Raw genomic sequence first — 9,431 nt, 5'->3', positions numbered from 1 at the left:
GTTCCGGTCCGGCCGGGCTTGAAAACTCCACGGCGATGTATCTGGCCGCCCACGGCACTGCCCCCTGCTGGTGCCGCGCGGTCGCCAGGACCCAGCCGGCCCGCTGCTGCTGGCCGTGGACGGCTCCCCGGCCGGTGCAGCGGCAGTGCGGTTCGCCTTCGTCGAGGCCGCACTGCGCAGGGCGCTCCTGGTGGCACTGCACGTATGGAACGCCTGGAGCGAACGAGCCTACGAACGCCCCAGCGACCCGCTGACCGCAGTGGTGACCGATGTCGATCACATGCGCGAAGCGAGCCGGATTGCACCTTGTCCACAAGACGGTGGCCCCCTGGCAAGAAGCGTTCCCAGAGATCGCCGTGGAGCGGCACTTGATGCGCGCCCGGATCCGGCCCGCTTTGATCGACGCCAGTCACCACACGCAGTTGGTCGTGGCCCGCGCGAGCGGCCGCGGCGGTTTGACAGGCTCGCTGCTCGGCTCGGTCAGCCAAGCCCTGCTGCACCACGCCGACTGCCCTGTCGCCGTCGTGCGGCACGCAATGATCACGCCCCAGCGCCTCCCCCTGCCTCAAGCCGCGTCGGTTGCGTTGCCCTACTCTGGAGGCATGGCTGCGGGCAGCCGCTTCCACCTGGATCAGGAGGGCCACTCGATCACGGTCCAACTGACAGGTGTCTCCGGCTCGATCGAGGTGCTGGTGGACGGAAAAGTCGTCGCCCGGGGCAGCACCTCAGGTGCGGGCGAAACCGTCCTCTACGCCGAACTCCCAGGGGACCCGCCGCGCCCCGTGAGTATCACACTGGGAAACATGGGCGGTGGTGTCTCTCTGTGTGAGATGGACGTCGGCGGTACGCGTTACCTCATGCCGCGCGTACCGCTCTTCCCGGAGCGGCAGTTCCGGTGGTGGACAGCGCTGCGTCCCGTCCGGCGGATGCGCAGGTCGCTGTGGCGTGCGGTACGCCGTGCTACGGGCGGCGGCCAGATCCGCCCATCCCGCTGATCTTGTTATCGTCGACCGCCACGGAACCCCGCTCGCCGTCACGCTCACCCGCGGCAACCCGCACGATGGCACCCAGCTCCTGGCGCTGCTGGACGCGGCCCCACCGCTCCGGGCCTGCGGGGACGCCCCCCGCCGCAAGCCGCGGCGCATGTACCCCGACCGCGGCTACGACCTCGACAAGTACCGCCGCTGTGGAAGCGCGGCGTCGAAGCGATATCGCCCGACGCGGTGTCGCCCACGGCTCAGCTCTGGGCAAGGTGCGGTGGGTGGTCGAGCGCGCCTTCGCCTGGCTGCGCCAGTACAAACGGCTCCACATCCGCTATGGGCGACGCGCTGATCTCCACCAGAGCTTGCTCGAGCCGGCCTGCGGCCTCTTTGTCTTCGCTGTGTGCGAACCTCATTCGGAAGCCGTCAGCATGCCGTCCGTACTGATTCTGGCGGCGCCGGAACTCACGAATGTCGAGACCGGCATGCGTTCGCTGGTGCCCGAACGCAACGACGTCTCGGAGCCGGAACTCCGGAGAAGAGCAGGTCTTTCATGCACGGCGGGCGTTGAGGACGGTCAGCGCGGCTGCGGCACAGATGACCATGGTGGTGCCCATGGCCACTGCGGTGACCTGGCCGGCCAGGCTCATGGCGGAGGCGGCGAGGCCACCGACGAGGAATTGCAGTAACCCTTGCAGGGAGGAGGCGGCTCCAGCGGCGGAACCGTGGCCGCCCAGTGCCAGGGATGTGGCGTTGGCCAGCACGATGCCGAGCATGGACACCACCAGGGAAAAGGCAGGTCAGCAGCAGGGGCAGTGGGAGGCAGAGCGCGGCACAGGTCAGGACGCCGGAGGAGCCGAGTGATGTTGCGCTCGCGGGTGCTGCGTCAGCGACTCGGGCCGGCGTCTTCATCGTCATTGGACGAGTTCCACTGCCTCCCGCTGCACGGAGAGGAGTCGTCCCCGTGCTCTCTCAACAGTTCGAGGAGTGCGGCATCCGCCTTTTCTGATCTTCCTTCGTCAGCTCGACCGGTGCGTTGTTGTAGACGGTGTAGTGATTTGGATCGATGATGTTGGCGGCCCGCAAGGTGAACGTCAACAGGGGGCGCCACCCCTTGCGGTGGCCGACCCGCACTTGTATCTGGGCCTTGTAGTCACGGGCCTCCGGCACGAATCCGGAAAACGGTGCCTCGAACTCGATGAAGAGTTGTTGTGTCTCTCTACCGGGCACGACGAAGCCGGTCGGCAGCTTCGCAGCTCGAAGGAAGTGACGGGTACAGCGGTGATGCTCTCCGCACACCTCCCGAGCATGCGCGGCGCCAAAAAGGGCGTAAAAAGGGCGTATGGATGCGCGAAGGGTATCGGAAGACCGGCTCTTGGAGCAGCGCGCGGGGCGCGGGATGCTGGTGATCGCGCTCGCGCTGATCGTGGTCATCACTGTGACGGACATCGGCATAGGCACCAGTGTTCATCTGGGCCCGCTGCTCGTCATCGCACCGACCCTGACCGCCTCCTTCGCCGGTCCCCGGCTGACCGCTCTGGTCGGGGCTCTGGCGCAGACGGCCCTGCTGATCATCTCGGTCTTCCACGGCGGGCTGACCACGACGAACCATGTGGCGCAGCTCATCGCCCTGGCCGTGTTGTCGGCTCTGGTGGTCTTCATCACCTATGTGCGGGAGCGGCGTGCCCGGGAGCTGAGCCGGGTGCGGTCGGTGGCCGAGACGGCACAGCGGATTCTGCTGCGGCCTCCACCCCGCCGGATCGGACCCTTGCGGGTGGCCTGGCTGTATCTGGCCGCCGAGGACGAGGCTCAGATCGGGGGCGACCTGTTGGCGGTCGCCCGCGCCGATCACGCCTGCACCCGGGTGCTCATCGGCGACGTACGAGGCCATGGGCTGGCCTCCGTCGGCGAGGCATCGGTGGTGATGGGCGCGTTCCGTGAGGGCGCTCACCGGTACGCCTCCTTGCCCGAGCTCGTCACCACCGTCGAAGAGAGCGTCTGCCGGAACCTGGAGGAGGTCGCCGATACCGCGCACGACGCCGGCGAGCACTTCATCACCGCCATCATGCTCGACATCCACGATCAGGGCCCGCAGGCCGAGATGCTCAACTGCGGCCATCCGCCACCCCTGCTGATCCGTGGAGACCAGGTGACCGTCCTGAACTCCCGACGGCCCGCACCCCCGTTGGGCCTGTGCGCCCTCTGCACACGGAACGACCACACCGACCCGTTCACCCTGGAACCGGGCGACATGCTGCTGCTCTACACCGACGGCGTGATCGAAGCCCGTTCACCGACCGGAGCCTTCTACCCGCTCGCCGAACGCGTCGCCTCCTTCCCCGCCTCAAGCCCCGACGCCCTGCTGCACCACATTCACCGCGACCTGCTCGAACACACCGGCGAGCAGCTCACCGACGACGCCGCCTTCCTGATCATCGAACGCACCCCCTTGCGCCACCTGCACCGGCCGCACCTCATGTCCCAGGCCGGCAGCGGATCTCTCCCGTCCATGACCGGCTGACCGGTCACCACCGTCCCTGCCAGTTGGCGCACTGGTGCCCACCACGGGGCCCGCTCGCCGCCCAGGGACTGTAAATCGTTCGTTCGGTGTAACTCCCGATCATGGAAGATGCATCGGTGACCAGTGAGAACGTGGCCGAGCAGGAGGCTGTCGAGTCGGCAGCGGCTGTGTCGGCGAAGGCGGTGGACGACCAGCTGATCGGCCAGCTGGTGAGCCGAGCCGAGGCAGAAGGTCTGCAGCTGACCGGTGAGGGCGGGCTGCTCCAGCAGCTGACAGCGATGATGTAGCCCGCAGCACCGCTTGGAGGTCTGACCCGGTAGCTGACCGGCACTTGGGTTGTCCGTGCTTGGAATTGTCGATCACGCCACCTTCGCGGCCCGCGACACCGCGTGGTGGGGTCACGGCAACGCCTGCGCCTCGGACTCGAAGAAGTTCGGGTCCTGGTCCTCGAACTTCATGACCGAGTACCACGCCCGGTACGGCGGCAACGGCGTGGTGATTTACTGGCACGTCGAGCGGAAGAACGTCTGCATCTACTCCCAGCTCAAGAGCTGTTCGTCGTCAGAGGTAGGGGCGATGATCGAGGGCCTGTTGCGGCACTGCACGGACGCGGAGATCGAGTCCAGCTACGTGGACACCCAGGGCGCGAGCGTCGTCGGGTTCGCTTTCACCGAGTTGCTGAACTTCCGCCTGCTGCCGAGGCTGAAGAACATCGGCAGCATCCGTCTGTACCGCCCGGACGACAGCTCGCCCGGCTGGCCCGCGCTCGGCGCCTCGCTGACGCGAACCGATCCGCTGGGAGGTGATCGAGCAGCAGTACGACCAGATGGTCAAGTACGCCACCGCGCTCCGGCTCGGCACCGCCGAGGCGGAGCAGGTCCTGCGGCGCTTCACCCGCGGCGGCCCCAAGCACCCCCCTACCAGGCCCTCGAAGAGCTGGGGCGCGCGGTTCGTACAGTCTTCGCCTGCGACTACCTCGCCGGCCCCGGTCTGCGCCGCGAGATCCACGGCGGACTCCAGTCGTCGAGAACCGGAACAGCGCAAACACCGCGCTCCACTACGGCAAGGACGGCGCCCTGACCGGCCCGGACAAAGAACACGCCGAGACCTCCACGCTCGCCTCGCACCTCCTGCAGTCCAGCCTCGTACACGTCAACACGCTGCTGTTGCAGCAGGTCCCGTCCGGATCGACGTGGGCATCGCGGCTGGCGGAAGAGGACCGGCGTGGGCTGACCGCGCTGTTCCGGTCGAACGTGAATCCCTACGGCACCTTCCGTCTCGACATGGACGCCCGGCTCGACCTGGGTCAGGCCCTGGCCGTGCCCCGTCCGTGTATGCCGGATAGCCCTGGCGCCCACGACGCGGTAGGGGACCCCGGCATGCCCGCTGAGCGGATCGGCCGCTGGACCGCCGTGACAAAACCGACTTCGCGCTCTACGCCGTGAAGAAGTCAACGAGTGCATGTGCGATCGGGCCGGGCGCGTTCTCCGTGGGGATGTGGCCTGCGTCCGGGATGCGTACGAGGGTGGTGTGCGGGATCTCCGAGGCGAACCGCTCGGCGTATTCCACCTTCTGAAAGTCGTCGTCCTCGCCCCAGATCAGCAGTTTGGGTGTCGCGTTCTGTCGCAGGGCGGGGACGGCATCGCGGGTGTAGCGGTTGTCGGCTGCGCCCACCATGGCCATCCAGGAGCGGCGGACCCGCTCATCGGTCCACGGGTCCAGATACTCCGTGATCCTCTGCTCCGTTGCGGCACCGGCCAGCGCTTGTGTCACGGCTTGCCGGCGGGCGGCGAGAATCTCTTCGGCGGTGGTCGCGGCGACGACCTCAGGGGCTCGGAAGCGGGCCAAGCTGGGCACCGGCCAGGAGTCGTAGGTGACCGAGTTGACCAATGCCAACCGGGACACCTCCAGCCGATCGTGGACGAGGAGGTGCTGGGCGACGGCGCCGCCGATGTCATGGCCCGCTACGGCGATCGGCCCGGAGAGCTTCAGCGCGGACGCGAAGCGCGCCACCCATTCCGCGAGGGCGGGGACCGTGCCCGTCTCCAGGGTGAGTTCGCCTCCCGAGCGCCCGAGTCCGGGGAAGTCGACCGCGACGGGCCGTAGTCCCGCGGCGCCCAGCCGGCCCATCACCGGAAGCCAGACCCGGCTCCAGTACGTGCCGTGCAGCAGGAGCACGGCCGGGCCGTCCTGCTCCACGGTCAGATAGCTGGCCGGCACACCATCGACCTGGATCTCGGTCCGCAGCACTGTCGATTCGATGATCTCGTTCATGGGTCCACAGTGGCCGAGGCCGGTCTCCCGGCCAAGAGAGTCTGGGGCCGTGTCGCTTCATCGTGTGGTGGCCCTGCTCACCCCGCCGCAGTCGCCCTTCGACCTGGCCTGTGCCTCCGAGGTCTTCGGCATCGCCCCGCCGGACGCGCCGCCCCGCTACGACTTCCGGGTCTGCGTCGAGCGTCCCGGACTCCTGCCGACCGACGCCGGCTACGCGATGCTCGTCGAGGCGGGGCTGTCCGGGGGTGAACTCGTTGATGGTGCCCTCGACTCCGGAGCGGACCGCGTAGCGGGTCTTCCAGTCGGGGGTCTGCTGCTCGGCACGGACGCGGAATTGCAGGTCGCGGAGTTCTCGCGGGGGACAGCCCAGAGTCCGGGCGCTGTCGGTGGTGGTGCACCGGGTGTGGAGTGGGCAGGGGCGGCACAGGCTCTTGGTGAACCGGGCCACGATCAATGGGGCGGCGGTGGGCGAGGACGTCGGGTAGGGGCCGTGCCGGCCGGCGCTGACCTGGCTCCTGGGGACAGGTCACCTGGCGGCGGTCGAAGTCGATGTGGAAGTCGTCCCGGTCGAAGCCTTCGTTCTCGCGGTGCTGGCGGGTGGCGTCGCCCGGCAGTGGGCCACTGGCGGTGAGCCGGTGTTCGCGCTGGCCTCGTTCCAGGTGGACCAGGAGGTGTAGCCGCCGTCGACCAGGTGCTCGGCTGGCAGCAGCCCGCGACGCGCCAGCCGGGTGTGGACGCTGGGCAGGGCCTGGCCGTCGTCGGTGGCAGCCGACGTGGTGGCCACGTCCGTGATCACGTTCACGCTGCCGGAAGCCAGGCGGCGGCGTCATTTCGGCCACGGCGTCGGCTGCCGTGTCCAGGGGCGTGTCGGCTTCGGGCTGGGCCGCGAGCAGCTCGCCCAGGTGCGTCAAGACCTGGGCGTCCCGGTCGGCACGGAGGTCACACGGTTGCCGGACGGGGGATCTCTTCGCAAGAACGAGAAGTCGATACCGTACAAGGATGCCGCGTTGGCCGACGAGAACTGCTCGCGTTCTGCGTCCGTCGAGAAGTGGTTCAGGAAGGAATCGACTTCCTCTCTGGTCGGCCGTTGGAACGGGTAGTCGGTCGAGAAGATCAACCGGTCGACGGAGGTGACGGACAGGGCGTGCCGCAGGAGTGCCACGGACGCTGCAGCCATGTCGTTCGCGGCGCGGCTCAGAGCCAGTGCCTCCCCGGGCGGCAGCGGCTGGACTCCCGGCGGTGTCAGGGCGAGGACGGAGACGTCGATTCCCTGCGCGTCCATGGCCGCGATGCGGCCGGCCCCCAGGTCCTCCAGACGTTCCTGGTTGTCGCCCATCTCGTTGAAGGCAAGGCTTTCGTCGGGCTGCGGCACAGCCCGGAGGCGGGACGTAACGTCCGGCATGATCCAGTGTTCTTCGACAGCGATGAGGGGCACTGGCGTCATCTTCTGCGGTCTCCTGCTTGTCGGCCGCGTCGGGCGCGGGTGGTGGGGCGTTCCGGGTGAGGGGACCGCCTACGGCGCCTGCTGGTCCTCAGGACGGCCGCACGGGGTGTCCGGCGGGGCTCACCAGGGCACCGTCTGGCCCGCGCGGTCCAGATACGCCAGGCCAGGCATGCCCTGTCGGGAAAGGAGGACGTCCACCAGCAGCGGTACGCTCTCCTCGACGGTGAACGACGCGTCCGGCCCTCCCAGCGCGGTGCGGATCCAGCCCGGTGCCAAGAGGACGAAGCCCCGCTGTGTCCCGGCCTGCCGGACCGCGAAACTGCGCATGAACATGTTCAGGGCCGCTTTGCTTCCCCGGTAGACCTCACGGCCCGCGGTCGTGTTGTTCGTGATGCTGCCCTGTCCGGAGGACATCGCCGCGATGAGGCCGGTGGGGGACACCAGGTCTTCGAGTGCCTCGATGACGCGCATCGGGCTGAGCGCGTTGGTGGTCATCACCTCGATGAAATCCTCTGTCGTCACCTTGCCGATGGGTGTCTGCTCATTGTTCGTGGTGCCGGCGTTGACGAAGAGCAGATCGAGCCGGCGTTCCGCAAGACGCTCGTGCAGGGGCGCGAGGCGGTCGGGCTCGTTGATGTCGAGATGCTCGATGACGACGCGGCCCCCGGCCTGGTCGGCGAGATGGTGCAGGGGCGTTCGCGCGGAGGTGTCGCGGACCGTGCCGATGACGTTCCAGCCCCGGCCGAGGAATTCACCCGCCATCGCGTGGCCGAGGCCGCGCGAGGCCCCGACGATGAGGGCGGTCGGCATGGGCTGTCCTGTGGCAGTCGATGACATACAGCGTCATCTCCGTTCCTTGTTCGGGGCGAGCTCACTTGGTGCGTCCTTGGCCGGGACCGCCTCGGGGCGACACCGCAGTACAGCTGCTCCTGGCTCTTCATCGATACGGGACAAGCCTGCTTGCCGTGCTGCCGCAGACGCGATCCAGGCAGATCGATTTGTAGGATTCCCGCTATGGCAGGTGCGTCTGTGTCCGGATCCGTTGGGATACAACCCGACGATGTGCGAATCATTCGTGCACTGCAGGTCGCCCCGAGAGCCCCCTTCGCCTCGATAGCGGCCGCGCTCGGCCTCGCCGAAGCCACCGTCAACCGCCGATACCGGCGCCTGCGCGCCGACGGCGTCATCCGCGTCGCCGGCGTGGTCAACCCAGGGGCTTTGGGCCAAAGCAGATGGCTGGTACGACTACGCTGCCGGCCCGGAAGCGTCGCGGCGATCGCGGGCGCGCTCGCCAGGCGGGACGATGTCAACTGGGTGGCCCTGGGTGCAGCGGGCTCCGAGGTCACGTGCGCGACACAGTCGCGGGACCGAGCGCAGCGGGAAGAACTGCTCGGCCAGCGGCTTCCGCGCACCGCGGCGGTAGTCGACATCAATGCCTTCGCCATGCTCCGCCAGTTCATGGGAGGCCGTGGCCACTACTGGGCCGCACTCCACGGTGCGCTGTCCCCGGAGCAGGAAGCCATGCTCGGGAGCGACGGTCCCCCGTTCACGGAGTCTCCGGTCGTCGCCGACGCCCCCGTATGCCTCACCGCCGAGGACGAGAAGATTCTCGACGCGCTCGCCGCAGACGGTCGGGCCAGTCTCGTCGAGATCGCCGCGGCGGCGGACTCCACACCAGGCCGCGTAGCCCGCCGCCTCCGCGTCCTGCTGCAAGAACGCGTCGTCCACATCGACGTCGAGATCGCCCCAGCGGCCCTGGGCTATCACGCGCGGGCCAACCTGTGGCTGCGGGTGCATCCGTCGGAGGTGAAGAACGTCGGGCGCTCGCTGGCACGAGAACCCGAGATCGCTTTCGCGGCGGCCATCTCCGGCCCCTACAACGTCCATGCCGTCGCCCACTGCCGGGACCTCGACGAACTCTTCGAATTCTCGTCGGATCGCATCGGGGCCCTGCCTGGCCTGCAGAGCATGGAAGTCTCACCCGTCCTGCGGTATGTCAAGCAGGCAGGCACGCTGCTGTCCGGCGATCGCCTCGTCGGGCCCGCCGCTCAGGCGTGACGTGAGCAGGCTCGGGGCATCGCGGCGCGTGAGGACAGGCTCACCGCCCCGCCGGCGGGGTCCGGCGGGGGCGGGGGCGGTCACCCGCCCCGTCCTGGCGGGGTGTCCGGGCCTGAGGGATGATCGCGCCAAAGCCGTCCCCGCCGGGTGGTCG

10 protein-coding genes and 5 pseudogenes are annotated in these 9,431 nt (G+C 68.6%); 9 read left to right on the top strand and 6 right to left on the bottom strand.

Translation table 11 applies throughout. The annotated features are described in order from the left end of the window. Positions 1–70: 70 nt before the first annotated feature. The 3 genes and pseudogenes from R2S09_RS40790 to R2S09_RS35245 form a co-directional block, all read left to right on the top strand. Positions 71–169, top strand: a pseudogene (locus tag R2S09_RS40790) (universal stress protein); the annotation flags it as partial. Between the two features lie 100 nt (positions 170–269). Further along, entirely contained in the window at positions 270–995 is a 726-nt protein-coding gene (locus R2S09_RS35250) for a universal stress protein (RefSeq protein ID WP_316745373.1), read from the top strand. 4 nt (positions 996–999) lie between these two features. Then, a pseudogene (locus R2S09_RS35245) lies at positions 1,000–1,398 on the top strand (transposase); the annotation flags it as partial. Positions 1,399–1,531: 133 nt separating this feature from the next. Here R2S09_RS35245 and R2S09_RS35240 read toward each other — a convergent pair. After that, positions 1,532–1,756, bottom strand: a complete 225-nt coding sequence (locus R2S09_RS35240) for a hypothetical protein (protein WP_306192631.1) — start codon at positions 1,754–1,756, stop codon at positions 1,532–1,534. A 196-nt stretch (positions 1,757–1,952) separates the two neighbouring features. Then, complete coding sequence (locus R2S09_RS35235) at positions 1,953–2,414, bottom strand: hypothetical protein (protein WP_306192623.1); 462 nt, start codon at positions 2,412–2,414, stop codon at positions 1,953–1,955. Between R2S09_RS35235 and R2S09_RS35230 the strand changes: the two genes are divergently transcribed. From R2S09_RS35230 to R2S09_RS40785, 4 genes and pseudogenes are all read left to right on the top strand, one after another. Then, complete coding sequence (locus tag R2S09_RS35230; protein WP_316745372.1) at positions 2,380–3,501, top strand: PP2C family protein-serine/threonine phosphatase; 1,122 nt, start codon at positions 2,380–2,382, stop codon at positions 3,499–3,501. The two genes, R2S09_RS35235 and R2S09_RS35230, sit on opposite strands and share 35 nt — an antisense overlap. A gap of 116 nt (positions 3,502–3,617) precedes the next feature. Then, entirely contained in the window at positions 3,618–3,788 is a 171-nt protein-coding gene (locus tag R2S09_RS35225) for a hypothetical protein (RefSeq protein ID WP_306192620.1), read from the top strand. 55 nt (positions 3,789–3,843) lie between these two features. Further along, positions 3,844–4,191 (top strand): annotated as a pseudogene (locus R2S09_RS35220) (Tn3 family transposase); the annotation flags it as partial. Positions 4,192–4,327: 136 nt separating this feature from the next. Further along, positions 4,328–4,946 (top strand): annotated as a pseudogene (locus R2S09_RS40785) (Tn3 family transposase). On the opposite strand, the gene R2S09_RS35205 reads toward R2S09_RS40785, so the two are convergent. Next, on the bottom strand, positions 4,936–5,775 hold the full coding sequence (locus R2S09_RS35205; protein ID WP_316745371.1) for an alpha/beta hydrolase: 840 nt from the start codon (positions 5,773–5,775) through the stop codon (positions 4,936–4,938). The pseudogene R2S09_RS40785 and the gene R2S09_RS35205 overlap by 11 nt on opposite strands. Positions 5,776–6,076: 301 nt before the next feature. After that, positions 6,077–6,223: pseudogene (locus R2S09_RS35195) on the bottom strand (hypothetical protein); the annotation flags it as partial. A 103-nt stretch (positions 6,224–6,326) separates the two neighbouring features. Between R2S09_RS35195 and R2S09_RS35190 the strand changes: the two are divergent. Continuing rightward, positions 6,327–6,452 carry a hypothetical protein gene (locus R2S09_RS35190; protein ID WP_316745380.1) on the top strand — a complete coding sequence of 42 codons (126 nt, stop codon included), beginning with the start codon at positions 6,327–6,329 and terminating at the stop codon, positions 6,450–6,452. Positions 6,453–6,682: 230 nt separating this feature from the next. On the opposite strand, the gene R2S09_RS35185 is transcribed toward R2S09_RS35190, so the two are convergent. Continuing rightward, complete coding sequence (locus R2S09_RS35185) at positions 6,683–7,219, bottom strand: amidohydrolase family protein (RefSeq protein ID WP_316745370.1); 537 nt, start codon at positions 7,217–7,219, stop codon at positions 6,683–6,685. A 120-nt stretch (positions 7,220–7,339) separates the two neighbouring features. Then, positions 7,340–8,029, bottom strand: a complete 690-nt coding sequence (locus R2S09_RS35180; protein ID WP_306192615.1) for an SDR family NAD(P)-dependent oxidoreductase — start codon at positions 8,027–8,029, stop codon at positions 7,340–7,342. A gap of 252 nt (positions 8,030–8,281) precedes the next feature. On the opposite strand from R2S09_RS35180, the gene R2S09_RS35175 reads away from it, so the two are divergent. Beyond that, complete coding sequence (locus R2S09_RS35175) at positions 8,282–9,277, top strand: Lrp/AsnC family transcriptional regulator (protein WP_316745369.1); 996 nt, start codon at positions 8,282–8,284, stop codon at positions 9,275–9,277. Positions 9,278–9,431: the final 154 nt, after the last annotated feature.

This window comes from Streptomyces sp. MK7, assembly GCF_032658145.1.
Taxonomy (GTDB): domain Bacteria; phylum Actinomycetota; class Actinomycetes; order Streptomycetales; family Streptomycetaceae; genus Streptomyces; species Streptomyces spiralis.
The sequence above is the reverse complement of the archived record's forward strand: the minus strand, read 5'-3'. Positions and strand labels throughout refer to the sequence as shown.

What these genes read in the sequence shown, in the direction of transcription:
- R2S09_RS35250 (WP_316745373.1), top strand. Translation starts at nt 270, where the DNA reads ATGTCGATCACATGCGCGAAGCGAGCCGGATTGCACCTTGTCCACAAG.
- R2S09_RS35240 (WP_306192631.1), bottom strand. Translation starts at nt 1,756, where the DNA reads ATGCTCGGCATCGTGCTGGCCAACGCCACATCCCTGGCACTGGGCGGC.
- R2S09_RS35230 (WP_316745372.1), top strand. Translation starts at nt 2,380, where the DNA reads ATGCTGGTGATCGCGCTCGCGCTGATCGTGGTCATCACTGTGACGGAC.
- R2S09_RS35235 (WP_306192623.1), bottom strand. Translation starts at nt 2,414, where the DNA reads ATGACCACGATCAGCGCGAGCGCGATCACCAGCATCCCGCGCCCCGCG.
- R2S09_RS35205 (WP_316745371.1), bottom strand. Translation starts at nt 5,775, where the DNA reads ATGAACGAGATCATCGAATCGACAGTGCTGCGGACCGAGATCCAGGTC.
- R2S09_RS35185 (WP_316745370.1), bottom strand. Translation starts at nt 7,219, where the DNA reads ATGACGCCAGTGCCCCTCATCGCTGTCGAAGAACACTGGATCATGCCG.
- R2S09_RS35180 (WP_306192615.1), bottom strand. Translation starts at nt 8,029, where the DNA reads ATGCCGACCGCCCTCATCGTCGGGGCCTCGCGCGGCCTCGGCCACGCG.